General features: G+C 41.4%; 10 protein-coding genes and 1 pseudogene. 3 read left to right on the plus strand and 8 right to left on the minus strand.

Annotation, left to right across the window (positions count from 1 at the left end):
• Nucleotides 1-72: 72 nt before the first annotated feature.
• Nucleotides 73-768, minus strand: coding sequence for a metallophosphoesterase (locus tag G610_RS0115500; RefSeq protein ID WP_026525491.1), 696 nt, complete (start codon nt 766-768; stop codon nt 73-75).
• Nucleotides 769-926: 158 nt separating this feature from the next.
• Here G610_RS0115500 and G610_RS0115505 point away from each other — a divergent pair, with 158 nt between their 5' ends.
• Together G610_RS0115505 and G610_RS0115510 are read left to right on the plus strand one after the other, a co-directional pair.
• Nucleotides 927-2069: a putative glycoside hydrolase gene (locus G610_RS0115505; RefSeq protein WP_026525492.1), complete on the plus strand. Its 1143-nt coding sequence runs from the start codon at nt 927-929 to the stop codon at nt 2067-2069.
• A gap of 207 nt (nt 2070-2276) precedes the next feature.
• Nucleotides 2277-3461, plus strand: coding sequence for an acyltransferase family protein (locus G610_RS0115510; protein ID WP_026525493.1), 1185 nt, complete (start codon nt 2277-2279; stop codon nt 3459-3461).
• A gap of 61 nt (nt 3462-3522) precedes the next feature.
• Here G610_RS0115510 and G610_RS0115515 read toward each other — a convergent pair whose 3' ends face one another.
• The 5 genes and pseudogenes from G610_RS0115515 to G610_RS0115530 form a co-directional block, all read right to left on the minus strand.
• Nucleotides 3523-5202 carry a GGDEF domain-containing protein gene (locus G610_RS0115515; RefSeq protein WP_026525494.1) on the minus strand — a complete coding sequence of 560 codons (1680 nt, stop codon included), beginning with the start codon at nt 5200-5202 and terminating at the stop codon, nt 3523-3525.
• On the minus strand, nt 5195-6883 hold the full coding sequence (locus tag G610_RS0115520) for a GGDEF domain-containing protein (protein ID WP_196808026.1): 1689 nt from the start codon (nt 6881-6883) through the stop codon (nt 5195-5197). Before G610_RS0115520 ends, G610_RS0115515 begins: the two co-directional genes overlap by 8 nt.
• 45 nt (nt 6884-6928) lie before the next feature.
• Nucleotides 6929-7675 carry an NADAR family protein gene (locus tag G610_RS23970; protein ID WP_242829672.1) on the minus strand — a complete coding sequence of 249 codons (747 nt, stop codon included), beginning with the start codon at nt 7673-7675 and terminating at the stop codon, nt 6929-6931.
• A 177-nt stretch (nt 7676-7852) separates the two neighbouring features.
• Nucleotides 7853-8350 (minus strand): annotated as a pseudogene (locus tag G610_RS23975) (macro domain-containing protein); the annotation flags it as partial.
• A 178-nt stretch (nt 8351-8528) separates the two neighbouring features.
• Nucleotides 8529-8891, minus strand: a complete 363-nt coding sequence (locus G610_RS0115530) for a hypothetical protein (protein ID WP_026525496.1) — start codon at nt 8889-8891, stop codon at nt 8529-8531.
• A 246-nt stretch (nt 8892-9137) separates the two neighbouring features.
• Here G610_RS0115530 and hflX point away from each other — a divergent pair, with 246 nt between their 5' ends.
• Complete coding sequence (gene hflX, locus G610_RS21275; protein ID WP_051198052.1) at nt 9138-10463, plus strand: GTPase HflX; 1326 nt, start codon at nt 9138-9140, stop codon at nt 10461-10463.
• A gap of 19 nt (nt 10464-10482) precedes the next feature.
• Here the strand turns inward: hflX and malQ are convergent, their stop codons facing one another.
• Nucleotides 10483-11997 (minus strand): 4-alpha-glucanotransferase, encoded by a 1515-nt coding sequence (malQ, locus tag G610_RS0115540; protein ID WP_035797764.1) that lies wholly within the window; start codon nt 11995-11997, stop codon nt 10483-10485.
• A gap of 193 nt (nt 11998-12190) precedes the next feature.
• Nucleotides 12191-17383 carry a hypothetical protein gene (locus tag G610_RS22400; RefSeq protein ID WP_026525498.1) on the minus strand — a complete coding sequence of 1731 codons (5193 nt, stop codon included), beginning with the start codon at nt 17381-17383 and terminating at the stop codon, nt 12191-12193.
• Nucleotides 17384-17537 lie beyond the last annotated feature (154 nt).

Below are 17537 nucleotides of genomic sequence, written 5' to 3' on the forward strand. Positions count from 1 at the left end.
CTAAGTGTCGTCAACGAATGAAATTATAACACAGCATTTTGTGGAATGTAAATACTTTTTTATAAAAAATTATCACAAAATCCTTTTAGGCATAAAGTCCAGGTAATCCCCGGAAACAAGACTGTATTCCACGCCCTTCACATTGCCAAGAAGGCTGTCATGAAAACGCTCTTTTCCGTGACAGTGGGCATAGATCACCTGCTCAGCGCCGTAGGCCCTTGCCATATAGGTGAATCTGCTCTCCGTCTCCCCAAGCTCTGTGGGCGGATAATGCAGGAACATAATGAATTTCTCAAAGCCGTCTGCTCTTGCCGCTTCAAATGAAGTCTTCAGTCTCTTGGCTTCCCTCTCAATCAGCATATCCGCATGCTGTCTGGTATCAAGGCCCTCGTAGCAGTAGCCCTTGGTTCCGACTATGGCGTAGTCTTCATAGGGATAGTAATTATTCTGCAAAAAACAGAGCCTGTCCTTATACATATCGTTTAGGCGCTGGGTTTTCTTGGCACTCCAGAAATTATCATGGTTGCCGCGAATAAGGATTTTCCTGCCGGGGAGATTCTCTATAAAAAGAAGATCCTGCTCACAGTTTTCAAGCCCCTTCCCCCAGCTGTGATCTCCCACAAGCACAAGGGTGTCCTCATCTGTCATTATTTTGTTGCAGTTCTTTTCTACTTTTCTCTCATGCCCTCTCCAGACCTTACCAAAAATATCCATGGTCTTGTCCGACTGATAAGCAAGGTGAAGATCGCCTAGCGCAAATAAAGCCATACTAATAAACCTTTCCGAAAAATCCAGTCTCTTTAAGAAGTATATCAAAAAATCTCATGTCATGTTCCATTAAAAATCTGATATACTGTTTGAGATATTTTCCGGATTAAAATCGGATGCATTAAGATTTTCACACACAATTACATTAAGGAAAAGACATGAAAAAAACCACTATAAAAACACTTTTACTTATGGCATGCACCGCTATCACGCTATCACTTCCTATAAATGCTCTCGCAGAGGAAACCACTGAAGCTTCCGCCGACCTTCAAGGCACTACCGAAACCGCAAACGACAGCGAAGGCCTCCCCGATGCCTCCGAAATCCACGGCATCTATGTAAGCGCCTTTGTGGCAGGCACAAAAAGCATGATGGACGAGATCGTAACAAACATTGACGATACCAACATAAACGCCGTTGTAATCGATGTGAAAAATGATGACGGAAATGTGGTCTTCGATATGGATTCAGAGCTTATAGATGAGCTGGGCGTTGAAAACATCCTCGTAAAGGACATGACGGGACTGATTGATGAACTCCATAGTCACGGTATATATGTGATTGCAAGATGCGTTGCTTTCAGAGATCCCTTTATTGACGAAGTTAAGCCTGAATGGGTAATCCACGCTGCCTCCGGTGAAATCTATGAAGACGGCAAGGGCTTTACCTGGATGGATCCCACCAATGAAGAGGTGAAAGCTTATCTCATCGAAGTGGCAAAGGGCTGCAAAAAGGCAGGCTTTGACGAAGTTCAATATGACTATGTAAGATACGGCACAGGAATACAGGAGGAAGACATCAATCTTAACGGCTATGGCAGAAGGCATTCCATTCTTAAGTTCGTAAAGGAAGCATCCGCCACTTTGAAAAAAGAAAACATTCCTCTGTCTCTGGACGTATTCGGAACAATCATCAATTCCAAGGTGGACAGGGATATCGTCGGTCAGGAGTACTCTCAGCTCTCAATGTATGCTGATTACCTCTCTCCCATGATCTACCCCTCACACTACTACGACAACACCCTGGGCCTGGATCATCCGGATCTGTACCCTTACGAAGCCATAGATGCTGCCATGAAGCTCTCCGATGCCGAGCTTAAGGTAGTTAATCCCAAGGGCACAAGAACTCAGGCAAGCGTACGCCCCTGGCTTCAGGGCTTTACCGCATCCTACCTTAAGCACTATAAAAACTACGGAGCAGATGAGATAAAGGCCCAGATAAAAGCCGTAAACGACAATGGCGTAAGCTCCTGGATAATATGGAATCCATCCTGTAAATATCCCTGGGAAGCATTTAAATAAATCAAGGATCTGCCGGCATGACTGATATCATCACAATCAGTCAAAGCCGGCACTTTTTATAAAAAGCAAGAATTCATATAATTATGGTTCATTTTAATATAGAGGAAACTCCCCGCAGATAATAAGATTATTAGTGGGTAAATGCAAGCAAAAAGCTTGCTGTCAGAGAATATAAAGGGGTTCTTTGACAACTTTGGGAGGTAAAAAATGAATAATCTAATCTACGTGGTGTACCTTATCCTGCCTGTAGTTTTGCTTTGGGGAGCAAAGCCGACAAAAAGAGGAGAATGGAACACCGAATTCTTGTCCCTTGAGCAGACAAAAGCTCTTCAGGGATTTCTTGCACTGTGCATCATGCTTCATCACATCAGCCAGAAAAGATGCGCATCCTGGATATGGCCACAGAACCGTATAATCCACGGTCTTGATATTTTTGTGGACATGGGCTATCTACTGGTTGGCGTATTCCTCTTCTTCAACGGATATGGTGTTTACAAAAGCTTTCATTCAAAAGAAAACTATTTAAAGGGCTTCTTCTCAAGAAGGGTTCTGCCTGTTATCCTGTCCTTCTACACAACAGGACTTATCTTCTTTGTAGCAAGACTTCTTCTCAAAGAAAAAATGGATACACAGCTTAAGATTTTTTATCTTACAGGAATCAAGCTCTGCAATCCCAATACATGGTACGTGATCGTGCTTCCGTTCTTCTACATGGCATTCTATTTTGCCTTCAGATTCATCAAAAAGGACGGCCTTGCAACTGCTGTAACCTGCGGCTTCGTATTTGCTTACATGCTCTATGGCACAACCATCGATCACAACGATTTCTGGATCCGAGGTCAGTGGTGGTACAACTGTGTTCACCTTTTTGCTGTCGGAATAATCTTTGCAAAGTTTGAAAATAAGATCATACCTCATCTTAAAAAGTTCTACTGGGTATATCTGATCCTGGCACTGGTACTGATGATTCCTATGATCAATTTCTCAAACGGCATTTGCAACACATTCTCATACTATGGTGAGAACTGGGGCGCTCCTGATACAGTATTCAGACGCCGCGTATGCCTTGCATCACAGATGCTGCCTACCTGCAACTTCGTATTCTGCATTCTACTCCTTGGCATGAAGCTCAAAATTGGCAATAAGTTCATCAAGTTCATGGGCACGATTACCCTTGAGTTCTACCTTATCCATGGACTTTTTGTAGAGCTCTTCACCTACGAATTTGACGGAAAAGCAAAGGGAATCTATCCCATCAAGAACCTTCTTGCGTATGTAGTTGTTGTTTTTGTTCTTGGTCTTCCTTCAGCTATTCTACTTAAGAAGCTGCACAATCTTATACTTGGAAAAAATAAAAGCAATAAAAAAATAGCGGTTTCAAAAGCAGCTTGAAAAGAATAAGATATAGATAAAAAATGCGCCGGAGTGACATTCCCTTAAGTCATTCCGGCGTTTATCTTGAGTGTTTCATTCCTGATTTTTTCTTATACATTCGCTCGTCAGCAAGAAGGTAAACAGAATTCCAATCACTTCCGTTTGTCTCATGTCTGTAGGCAAATCCCGCTGCAGCGCTTCTCTCCATGGACGGGTCCTTTTTATTCATCTCTAAAAGGGCACCATCCAGCCTCTGAATAAGCTCATCCGCCATATCGAGATCATCGCCCCTTAATATGGATACAAATTCATCTCCGCCAATTCTTGCGATAAATCCGCTCTTTCCAAAGCACCCTGTAAAAGCTTCCGTAAATTCTGACAAGTACTTATCTCCTACCAGATGTCCTTTGGTATCGTTTACAGATTTTAAGCCGTTTAGATCGATACTTACAACGCAGTAATCCTCGTCAGTTTTTCCAAGGTCAGTTAAATATTTTTCATATCTTGATCTGTTTGGGATTCCCGTCAGGTCGTCCTCATAGGCAAGTCTTGCCAGCGATTGATGCTCAACTTTACTTGCATAGGAATCAGAAATGTAGATTCTGTAGTTAACAAGGGTAGCAAATACCATACATATGGCGCCCAGAGGAACAGCCTTCTTTGAAAGCATAATCTGTTCTGATATTCCGGCAACCTCCAGGTAGTAGAAAAATACATTAAAGAAAAAGGACAGCGCCAGAACAGTTTCTCCAGCCAGCTGTATGATCTGAGAATTGGTAATGCGATGATTTATGCTGTCTCTTACAAGGTACACTATCATCAGAACACACATTGCAAGCGCATTGATCTGATATACCATAAGCATCCTGTTGATATGAACAAGGCCCATAAAATGAATAGCTATAAGTGATAGTGATATTACGGTCCCTGATACCGAGAAAAATAAAAAAACCTTATCCTTCAAATAATCCTGCATACATCCCATGACCATATACATCAATGGAACAAGCAGATAAAGGGAAATGTACTCTATCTCCGTCTGGTGACCTCCGGTATCAAGGAAAATATCCATAAGCCTGAACTGTGTGAGGAACCATACTCCAAGCATTATGTAAAGAAGCGATGAATAAATCTGCATGTCCATCTCAGGAAGATCACTTCTAAATCCGATGGAAATTGCAAAAAACATAAGACCAAATATCATCAAAAATGCTGATGTCATAAACACAAACATATTACTGTAGACAGCGTATAAAAGCACATCCATATATTCACCTATAACAGGTGATTCGTAGAAATTATATGCGCTGTCTTCAGATACCAGATACTCAATAATTATAACTGAAGCCTCGGCACCTCCGCAGGATGGCAGGTTTAAAAAAGTATCCTCACATCCTATGAATTCATTGATTTCATACAGATCAAAATTGTGCTCACCAACAAGCTTACCGTTGCAGGTAACTCTCCAGGCGCTGAACCTGCTTTCAAACAAAAGCGTTGGCGCAGTATAAATGCCAAGTCCCTCCACCTTATTTTCAAGGACAATATGATCTCCTTTTTGAGTTGCAGAGCCAATAAGCCTTCGAAGTGCAGGAAGGCTTACATCCGTAAATTCCACGTCATTGTACCTGACATCCCATCCGTCAGATAAAACACTGACCTTTTCGATGCCGGATGGGCTCATCCAAAAATGACCTATCAACGTTAGCAGCAGGAATGATATGAAAGAGATTGTAAGGAAAAGTATTTTTCTACGCATGGTGTTTCTCCTTCATTTCATACATTCTTGTATCAGCCAGATAATAAATATCTTCAAAACTCCCACCCTGCAGTTCATTACTGTAGGCATAGCCAGTAGATGCAGACAGGGTAAACCGCTCTCCTTTCTGATTAAATGCAGCCAGATTTTTCTCAAGTGCGCGTATACACTTATCACAGATGTCAGCAGCAGGATTATCAAAGATAACCAAAAACTCATCTCCTCCGGTCCTGCCTATGATGCTTGCTCCAATGAAAGATTCTCTCAAAATATCCGCGAAGGCTTTGATCATCTTATCCCCTTCAAGATGTCCAAGGGTATCATTCACATATTTTAATTTATCCAGATCAAGACTCACTACAGCATAAGGATTCTCCATGGCTGCATGATACTGTGAACACTTTGCCCTGTTTGCAAGACCAGTCAAAGCATCAGTATAGGCAAGGCCCTCAAGCTGCGCCTTAACCCTTTCTGCATTCATATGGTCGATTCCATTGAGGAAATAGTAAATATACAGGCATATTATGAAAAACAGCATCCCCAGGTCGAGATAATCGATATTGGCAAAAATGCTCTCTCCGCCAAACGTTCCCTTGAATCTGCTTATGTTGTATCTGATAATCTCCAAAATTCCAAAGACCATTATTATAACGAAACCCAAAAGGAGGTAATTACCCGGCTCAAGACCTGTATAAGTATCCGATTTAGCTTTCTCATTATGCTTTTTTATCATTCCCGCTATCAATGATGGCATAATGACCATTATATCCACTACGCCGAGAAATTGAGTAGGGATCACAAACATCTCAATATGCGCAAGCTTTAATACGTGCAGTAAAATAAAACATGTTGGCATGAGAATATTTATAGCCAGTATTATACGCTGCCTTGTGGTCTCAATCTCAGGGTGAGACGAGTATAAAAGCACGCTGAATGCCAGCGGTATGAAAAATAATACGATGTATTCCAGGATTGAAAAATAATAGTTCTTATCACTGATAAAACAGAATATGTCATTATATGCATAGCAGTACACACCAAGCTGCAATGACACAAGAGCACTGAGGAATGTAGAAAGATCTGTTTTTTTATAAAGGAACATGAAAACTCCAAGAGCAAACAAAAGACAGGAATAGATAAAAAAGAATCCGCCTATAAAAATCGTAAGCCTGTGGTATTGTAAGAAATTGTGGACAAGCTCCCGCTTCGTTCCAAAATAGATTGGATATATACCATTGAAGGTGTTTTTTTCAGGAATAGTATAAGAAATGGATAATTCATGAGGGACTGTGCCATCCTCTAAGGCTATCATGTTGTACTTTTTAGGCACAAACTCTCCCGCATCGCTGTATTCTTTTCCATAGGAATACACCGGCTCTCCATCTATACATACGTCCACCGAAGCCAGACTGTTTTTAAACATGATAGTGGGAGCAATGATATTCGTGGCAGGAGTCGTGTTTATAATCGTAATGACTTCACCCTTGTAGGTGTCCCCAACAGAAAAATCTGCCAAAGTAACGTCTTTATAGATTTTATCCCCACACTGAACAGACCAGCCCGAGCTAAGCTGGCTATAATGCATGGTTCTTTCTGAATTAAGCAGGTCGCTTCCGAAAATAAGTAAAACTGTAGCAACGAAAGTCATGAGTATCGAAAGCACCATAATTTTTCTTTTCATAGATGCTTTTTTCATGAAAAACTGCCTAAACCTTCCTGTGTAAAACTACTTCAGTAGCTTTCTAAGATATTTACGAACTCCCATAAGGGCAAAACCAAGGATATTCTCGCTTTGTTTTTCTGATTTATAAGCACGCCACTGCTGCGGAGGAACTTTCAGGGTTCCATCGGGAGTGATGAGTTCACTCTCCTTCATTCCCGCTCCGTATATATCATCAAAGGGGCTTGCTTCTATGAGCACATCATCGCCGGTAGCAAGAAGTGCCCCTGCAAACTCTTCATCGCAAAGAGCCCGCATGTAAGCTCCCCGGAAAATAATCTCCTTAAAAGCTGCTCTCCATTTAGTCTCGTCATAATTCTTAATGTTACGCCCAGCCTTCTTACACTTCTGAGGATCCGGCTCTTCCATGATAATCTTATAGGAGTCAAAATCGCCAAAAAGGAGGGCCTGCTCGGATATTATGTACTGTTCCAACGTGGCGTATGTGCGTCCGTTTATTGTAATGGGCTTACCTGCATGCCAGCTTGACAGGATGCTGTTGTCACTGCCGCTGGTATCATGCCAGAAGCACACATACCTGTGGGAGTTGCCCTGCTCTTCTTCAGAAATAAGCCAGTTAATGTCATAGAGGTTCCAGTATTTAAGGTTATCCTGATTGAAAGTGGTTTCGGCTTCATCTTCAGCCTGATTTTCAGAAGCTTCTATTTTCCCTTCGGTTGCCTCTTCTTCCTCAGAAGATGTTTCTGACGCCTTCTGTACTTCCTCAGAATCAGCTTTCTCTATCTCTTCCATCTCAGGAGCAGATTCTTCTGCAGCCTGCTCTTCAACTTCCTCAGCAGTTTCCTTTACAGCCTGCTCCTCTGAATTCTCTTCGCTTTCAGCTACTTCATCAACTTCTTCAACCTCTTCTACAGTCTCCTCAGCTGCCTTAGCCTTCTTTACAGGCTTCTTCTTTGGAACAGCAGCCTTGATTTCCTCAGAGTAAGACTTAAGGCACAAATCATCGGGTACAACCCAGCATATATCATCAAAAGCATCGGGGTTCTTTTTTACATAATCGCAGACAGTGGCAACAGCTACCTTGGCGGCACGCTCCACAGGATAGCCCAGTTCCCCTGTAGAAATCGAGCAGAAAGCGAGCCTTCGAATTTTGTTTTCAGCTGCCAGCTCCAGTGCACTTGTATAGCAGGAACGCAGAAGTTCCTTTTCGCCTGCGGTACCACCCATCCACACAGGACCAACAGAATGAATGATATAATCGCAAGGAAGCTCATAACCGTAGGTCAGCCTTGAATCACCGGTTTCACATCCATTGAGTCTTCTGCACTCAGTTCTTAGCTGCGGGCCTGCAGCTCTGTGAATCAGACCATCGATACCACCTCCACCAAGAAGCGAATTATTTGCGCAATTAACAATGGCATCAAACTCCGTAACCTTGGTTATGTCATCCTTAACAACTCGAATCATCTTATCCCCCTTAAGTCGGTTGTATTAACGTAATATCATATAAACTTATTGAAATACTATTCTTATTATATACTAAAAAACGTTTTTACTACTTTTTCAAAGAATTAATTTTTTATAAAGCAAAAAATATAAAAGGCGGTAATCCCCACGGACTACCGCCAAAAAATCTCACCTTCTTTTATAAATTATGCAACGCATTATTCATAGCTATATTCACTTTTTCGTTCATACTGTCCGTAATTTGCTCCGAAAGCATATCCAGGATTCTACTGCTTCCCTTGGAAAAAGTCATAGCCGATGATTGGTCCTGCAGACTATTTTTCGCATCATCTTTGTGGTCAAACTCATATCTTGACCTCATTCCATCACTAAGGGTGCGCATTGCCTGCATTGAATCATAGGTCTTTGCGAAAACATCACCAAATTCCTCTTTCGCTTTGGAAACATTTTCACTGTTAGTGCCAGAACTCTTGGATATAGACTCCGGATTCAGGTACAGATCTGTCAACCTGCCCATAGAAGCAGCTAAATTGTAGCTCATAGGCGCCTCCCTTCGAAATCCTTTTCTATAAAATATTTTATCACATCTACAAAATTTATATCGGCAGCTACAGTCGATTTAATAATTTTTTAATCAAAATTTATAAAAACAATTCCTTTAACAGAGCATCAGTTTACAGTACATCAGTGCTTTACAAGGCTAAGCACTTCTGATAACTTTAAAAAAGATGTATGAAAATAGTTGTTTTCCTGAGCATTTTTGCCTAATACCGATTGAAAGGGTTATATGAAAATACAGAACATAATCGTAAATGAAGAAGCCATGAAAACTCCCGGTGCTATCCTTGTGGGTCTTATGCATGGCAATATAAGTGATTCCAAATTTGAGAGATCAATGAACGAGCTTGAAGCTCTGACCGGTGCCTGCGATCTTGAGGTCAAGGGGACAATCACCCAGACACTTCCACATCCTGAGCATGGCACGTTTATCGGCAGCGGTAAGGTTGAGGAGCTTAAGAACCTGATAAATATGCTTGATGCCGACATTGTTATTTTCGGAGATACACTCTCTCCCATTCAGATAAGGAATCTTGAGAAAATTTTGGATACCGAAGTAATCGACCGCACTGGTCTTATACTCCAGATTTTTGCAAAGAGAGCCAGAACCAGAGAATCCAGAATGCAGGTAGAGTACGCCCAGCTGCAATTCATGCTTCCGAGACTTGCCGGCATGCGTACAGAGCTCAGCAGGCAGGGTGGAGGCAGCGGCAGACTCTCCAACAAGGGTGCCGGCGAGAAAAAGCTGGAGCTGGACAGACGTCGCATCGAGAAAAGAATGGCGGAGCTTCGAAGAGAGCTTGAAGCAGTCGAAAGAGAACGCGATACCCAGCGCTCCAAGAGAATGTCCGGGGATATACCAAGAATCTCTCTTGTGGGTTATACAAACGCAGGTAAATCAACTCTCCTGAACGCCATGCTCATGAAGAGCCATGCCGACAATGCCGAGAGCAAAATGGTCCTTCAAAAGGACATGCTTTTTGCCACCCTCGACACCACTGTAAGACGAATCGATATGCCGGGACATAAGCCTTTTCTTTTATCTGACACCGTTGGATTCATAGATGAGCTTCCCACCACTTTGGTAAAAGCATTCCGCTCCACTCTTTCAGAAGCGGTATATGCGGATCTTTTGGTAGAGGTTATAGATTTCTCAGATCCTGACTATCTGAATCAGATTGAGGTCACAGAGAAGACTCTCAGAGATATAGGTGCTGGCGAAATTCCGATAATTTATGTTTTTAATAAGGCGGATGTTGTAATCGGCAATTCAGAGCATACTGCCATGACTATACCTCATGTGCGAAATGACAGAATCTATATGTCAGCCGAGAACATGATAGGTCTTGATGAACTGATAACGCTCATGGAGAAAACACTTGAGGGTGAGCGAATAAATGCTGAATTCCTTATCCCCTATTCAGACGGTCAGGCCCTCCACGATATCTCAACCCGCTCAGATGTGATCGAGACTGAGTACACCGAAGAGGGCACTCATCTTACGGTTAAATGCAGCAAGAAGATGATCGTAAATTATATGCAATATACGATTTGATTGCTGCGATTATTCAGGGTTATTCTTCCTCTTCTTCATTTTGTATATCCTGAGGAACTCTGCTATAGGTTGATACCAAAAGGTTGATACTTCTGGCGAGGTCCTCGGAAAGGAAGTTTGGTGTAAGTCTCCACTGCCAGTTGCCCTCAGCGGTACCTGGCGTATTTATTCTCGCTTCTTTTCCTTTACAGAGATAATCCTGCAAAGGAACAATACAAAGATCCGCAACAGATCTATATGCTTCTCTGATAATATCCCACACAAAAGCGCCATAATCCGTATTCATGGAATTGATGTAACGCCTTGTAAAGTCACGTTCTCCTTCATTTATCTCCTGAACCCAGGCAAAGGTAGGCGTATTGTCATGGGTTCCTGTATATACGACACTGTTTTTGGTATGTCTGTGGTTTACGTAGATGCTGTCCCAGCTGGTAAAGCCGTACTGAAGAACCTTCATACCCGGAAGTCCCGTGTCCTCTAAAAGCTTCACATTCTCTTCTGTGGTATTTCCAAGATCTTCTGCGATCATATTCAGTTCACCAAATTTCTTTTTAAGGGTCTTAAACAGATCCATGCCGGGGCCCTTTTCCTGCTTACCATTCTTTGCAGTCTCATCCCCATAAGGCACAGCGTAGTACTCTGCAAAGCCATGGAAATGATCGATTCTTATTACATCAAAAAGCTCTCTGTTTCTCTCTATTCTCTTAACCCACCAGGAATAATCATCCTTCTTAAGACCTGCCCAGTCATATATAGGATTTCCCCAGAGCTGTCCCGTGGGCGAAAAAGCATCCGGAGGACATCCTGCCACAACAGTTGGTACAAGGTCTTTATCCATCATAAACACTTCCGGATGTGACCAGCTGTCAGCGCTGTCCATCGCAACATAAAATGGCATATCACCAATTATCTTTACTTTATGGGCATGGGCATACTTCTTAAGCTTCTCCCACTGCTCCTCGAACTTATATTGAATGAAAAAGATAAATTCTATTTCATCCTTCTGATCCTTTTTAACCTTATCAAGAGCTTTCTTATCTCTGGCTTTAAGGTCATCCGGCCAGTCAAGCCAGGATTTGCCCTCCTGAAGATTCTTTATGACTCTAAATAAAGCATAGTCCTCAAGCCAGAAGCTCTCCTTCTTCTTAAATACCTTGAAATCATCAGGAATTGCCCCTTTAAAGCGTTCAAAAGCCTTCTTTAGAACAATTGCCCTATTCTCATAAAGCTTGCCGTAATCGACCTTTTCCTGGTCATTCCCAAAGTCCGTACCATTTACATCATCCCATGTAAGAAGGCCTTCTTCTATCAGTGTCTCTAATGATATAAAATATGAATTTCCCGCAAAAGCAGAAAATGGCTGATAAGGTGAATTGCCAAATCCCGTGGGTCCCAAAGGCAGAACCTGCCAATATCCCTGAGCTGCCTTTTCAAGGAAATCCACAAATTCATAAGCCTCTCTTGAAAAGCAACCTATTCCAAATTTAGAAGCCAGTGAAAACACAGGCATCAATATTCCACTTTCTCTGTTCATACCATTCCTCCTCAATAAGTCATAATGAACACAGTCATATCAAGATGTCACATAAATACGTTGTGCCCACATGAATTTTACACATATTACTATACCATAATTTGTGCAAAAACACATTTTTATGGTCTGTATAACGCAAAAAGAGCATCACCGAAGTGACGCTCTTTTGCTAATTTATGAGTGGAATATTGAATTATTCATTCTCTTCCTTTTTTCTTCTGCCTATAGCCATAAGTGATACTGCTGCGCCGGCTGCGAAGACAAGAACAAGCACTCTTGCAGTATTTGTATTATCCTCTGTGCCACCACGTCTAGCACCAAGTACCTGAGCTTCTTCAGCTGCAGGAGTTTCAGGCTCTCTCTTAACACCAAGTACAGAAGGCTGAGACGGTGAATCATCATCATCAGAATCATCCTCTACGCTGCCGTTTGGAACTTTCTTCTCATCATCATCGTCGTCAGGATCATCATCTGTCTTCTTTTTCTTATCATCCTTATCAGGAACTTCTGTATCATCTGTTACAGTAAGTGTACCTTCAACAGTTGTAATGTCGTAGTTACCGATATCTGTCTTAGGCTGACCTTCTACTGTTCCATCATAAAGGGTGTAACTAAATGTGTTAGCTACTGAACCAGGATTTGTGATTGTACCTGTTACATCGAAGTTTGCACCTTCGCCATGTACAAATCCGGTCTTCTCACCAACTTCTGAAGCTGTAACTGTCTTCTCTGTAAGAGGTGTTCCATCGTAAACCTTGCTTGCAGAACCGGATGTAAGAACAACTTCTCTCTTAAGAACGTGGAGATAACCGATAACCTCTGTAGGATCTTCCTCTACCTTAGCGTTCTCTGTTTCGGACTCGCCTGTAGTCTCATTGTTATTAGCATCTTCTGCAGGAGCATTAGTCTCATCATCAGCATTTAATGACTTAGGAAGCTGAACATCAGTCTTGTCGCCTTCCCTGACAACCTTGATCTGGAACTCATCACTTACATCATAGTTCTTGCCATCCATCTGCAATGTAACTGCAAGACCCTTTGTATGAAGAAGAATAGGATAATCACCTACTACAGTTCCATGACCACCTGTGAGGTAAAGTCCGTCAACTGTTATAGTCATCTTGTCAGTAACTTCCTTAACAACAGGATCAAGAGCTATCTTTGTAGGATCGTCCTCAGCTGAAGCTTTAATCTTCAGGCTGTTAAGAAGAGTGTCAACAGCACTTCCGATACCCTGTGTAAGATTTCCTAACAGACCTGCATTCTTAGCTGCATTCTTGATAACGTCTGTGTTTACAGTAACGTCAACATTCATGTTAGCCTTCTGGTCAACTCCGCTGTAGTAAACGTAAGTATCTGCACCTTGTTCCTGATTCTCAGTTGTAAGCTTAATGATAATCTCAAATCTCTCACTACGCTGAGTAATCTCAAGAGTACCCTCTGTCTTTGTGATTGAGTAGTTCTCAAAGTCTGTGTTCTCTTTTGCAACGTAAGTGAATGCGTTAGCACTTGTACCTTTAACTGTCTGAGATCCTGTGAAGGTATATATTGCACCTTCTTCACCAACCCAGCCATCTTCTACAAGGAGCTCACCATCTTTTCCTGTAAGAACCTTTCTTTCAGCATTTGTAAGAGGCTGAGCATTAAACTCTCTTTTAAGGTCATCAGATGTAAGTGTTACAGGTTTAGGTGTAATTGTGAATGCACCATCGTGTACTCTGATCTTTGTAAATGTATCATTTACGATATATTTTCCGTCCTCTGTAGTTGAGGCATCAATCACAAACTTCTCACCGGTAACCTTATTTACAAGAGTAACCTTTGTTACCTTCTTGTTTTTCACTCCTGTTGCAGGATTCTGTCTAACGTTTGTTATACCCTCGTTATTTACTGAAGCCTCAACAGTAATGTTATAGTCCTTAGCAAGAGTGCTGTTAATGTCATAAGAACCTGTTACAGAATTCTGCTTGATACCATTGTATACAGCGGAATCTGTATCTGCATAAACATCAAGCTCTGTATCAAAGTCTGCTCTCTTGTAATATACATTAAGCACTACCTGCTTTGTAGTAGTTGTCTTAATTGTATCTTCCCACCAGTTAGCTTCACCCTTATCAACAAGTGTATACTCAACATTATTCTTGGTCTTTGTAAGAGGTCTCTGCTCAGGTTTAACCGATACCTTAACCCCGGTCTTGCTTACATATACAGGACCGCAAATAAGTGAATCGAAGTAATCTGATGTAAACTCACCCTTGTCATTGTATGAAGTATCAGCGGGCTGCTCATGTCTATACTCGTATGTTCCATCAGCTTTCTGATAATAGTAGTTGATATAGTACTTCTTGTATCCACCAACTATCTCATATACTGCATAGAATTCCTGGTCACCTTCTACTGGGGTATCCTTGATCCAATTTCTTGAATAAGTCTTGCCATCAGCTGCTTTCCAGCCAACGAACTCTTTAATTACATTTCCATCAGCATCCTTCTTAGGTTCAGGATCATCGATTGTGTATGTCTTGTCGCCATATTTCTGCTGAACCTTTGCAGAAACATTATCTCCAAGAAGAGCATGCTTTCCTTCGTCATCAGCTTCATCGAAATACTTGGTTGTGTACTCGATATCTTCCCACTGTGCATAGAAATCCATTTCATGAACAAGCAATAATGCATCATCATTATCCACATCAGGATCCTTGTACTTATCGCCTGTACCATCTGCTGCTGTTGTCCAACCTACAAATTTCTTACCTTCAGGTGCTGTAGTAAATGTATCAGCATATTCCTGAACATCGTATGAGTTACCACTCCATAAACCTGTAACTTCTACAGGCTCTTCTGTACAGCCATCAAAGTTTGCATGATAGGTAACTGATATCTGTGCGTTCTCGATATATCCGTCAATGTGATAAGCCTTAGCAGGATTATCATTATTATATGTGTTACCTGCTGTGTTCTTATATACGTACCACTTTATATCGCTAAGTTCTGCAGGTCTTGTAGTCTTTCCGGACGCATCTTTCTTAACTCGTACATTACTAAGATATGACTCAAGATCCTCATTTATTGTTGTGCTATCAATAGACTTGATAAGTGTATTGATAATACCACTCATGGAACGATCCCATAAGTTGTGATGCTTATCAATCTTAGACTTGATATCAGACTCATAGTTTGGAAGTGTATCAAGAGCATATAGATCTACAGCTGTTCCCTTCCACTTCTCATAAGTGTAATCTGTACTATTCTTGCTAGGGAAGTAATTCCTTACATCCTGTTCAGTAGAATCTTCAGGAATTGTTTTATTGGGAAGGAGTACATAAAAAGCTACGCTTGCAAGATTATCCTTTGCTGCATAATAAACATTAAGTACATTCTTTGTCTTATCCGCATCGGCAGGATCAAGTACTAACTTACTTCCACTTGCTGTTTTATCAAGTTCGTACTCTACACCGCCGTCATTTATTGACTCTTCAATAACCGGCTCAAATTTCTTACCTACTATAGCTGTACCAAACTTTTCTTTTACAGTCTTATCACCGAGTACCTTAACCTTGTCTGTATTTTCAGAGGAAAGAGTTAATACAGGTGTGGAAGGATATTTTCCGGCAATTCCCATGAAGCAATTTATTGTATACTCAGCCTCTTCATCCTCAGGTATGTCGAACTGATCCTCTGTAAACTGGAATGTATAGTCAAAGCCAAATACGCCCTGTCTATACTGATGAGAGTTATAACATCTCTCATAAGCCTCTCTGTTAAGAGCCTCAGAAGCGATCTTGGCATTTGTGTAACTCTTGTCACCATATACTACATTGAAGACAATTTTATCTTTTGTAGTAACTTTATAAGGTGTGCCCCAACGTCCAAGCTGGAGACGATACTCATGAACTCCAAGATCATGATCCGCATCCTTTAATGGTTCCATGCAATAAGTTGCAGTATTTTCACTTCCTTCAGGAGTAATGCTAACACTTACAGAAGCACTTTTTTCTACAAGCTCATCAAATTTTGTGCCTGTGAATCCAACATCAATGTGATCATATGTCTCATATTTATCAAAATTCGTCTTTTTATAGTAGAATCTGATAACTGTATCTTTTCCAACACTTGCGATATCTTTAAAATACAAAAAAGCTATCTTCCAATCGCCTACAATAAGCTCATTTGATAGTGTAGGTCTGCGGAAGCACTCAAACTTTGTCTCCTTACCTTTAACCTCTACTACAGCATAATCAAAAGCATAATCACTGATCTTAGGTGCTACTTCTTCTGCAGAAACACTATCACCAAACAATACCCAATCAATGTTTACTTTTCTGATGCCATCATTACCAATAGATTTGTTCTCGCCATTCTCTTTGGTAACAGTTTGAATATCAAAGCTATAGCTTGTTCCCCATGTACCATATAATACAACTGAATAAATTGAGAAGTGCTCTGCATCAATTTTGATTTCCTGAGCTGTACTGTCTGTAATCTCTTTAATGGGTTCAACATTAGAAAGATCATCCTCTACGTGATAAACAGCAAGATCAACATCCTTATCTGCTGCTTCTTCAATCTTAGAGAATCTAACTTCTACAGTACCATCCTCAGGCTGTACATAGCCATCATAGCTCTCTGAATAGATATTGATATCATAAGAGAATGTCTGTGCTACCTCTACATCCTCACCCATATCATCATCAATCTTATCCTTGATCTGTTCCTCAACAGAATCTTCAACCTTCTTGATATCAAGGACAGCATCATCAGGAAGAACTTCAGGATCAGCATAAAGAGATACGAGAATACCATCTATCTCCTTTGAAGCCTTGAATTCCTTTTCTCTTACTTCCTCAGCAGGTGCCTCTTCTGTAGAAGATGTGTCTGCTGCGTTAGATGCGATCTCTTCTGTGGGAAGCTCTGCATCGGGATTCTCCTCTGTAGGTGTCTCCTCTGCAGGAGTCTCATCTGCAGGTGTCTCCTCAGCAGGTGTCTCTTCCTGAGCATCACCTGTCTCTTCTGTGGAGCCTTCGCCTGCAGCATCAGAAGCTTCCTCAGTTGAGCCCTCATCTGCTGTATCTACAGCTTCCTCAGTTGCTGGAGTCTCATCTGCAGGTGTTTCGTCAGCAGGTGTCTCCTCTACTGCTTCTGCAGCCTCTTCTACAACTGTCTCCTCTTCCTTCTCCTCTTCAGCAGGTGTCTCTGCCTCAAGTTCAGACGGAACTGTTTCTTCAACAGCCTCTTCGTTTGTGCCTTCTGCTTCAAGAGTCTCTTCAGTAATCTCAGTTACTTCAGAAGCTCTGGCACCGATACTGTTGTAATCGGACGCAAATGTTGATGTAAGAACAACAGCTGCGAGCAGTCCGGCGAGTTTTCTTGCAATACTCTTCCTCATATTCCCTCCATAAAATATTAAAAAATTATAAAATTTTTGACAAACTTACCTTATAAGTATATGAATTAATTTTTCATTTTGCACTACCAAAAATGAAGAAATTTCTTCAAAATTCGTACTTGACAAGTAATAATTTCCATGAAACACAGAAACC

The organism is Butyrivibrio sp. MB2005, from assembly GCF_000424285.1.
Classification (GTDB): Bacteria; Bacillota; Clostridia; order Lachnospirales; family Lachnospiraceae; genus Butyrivibrio.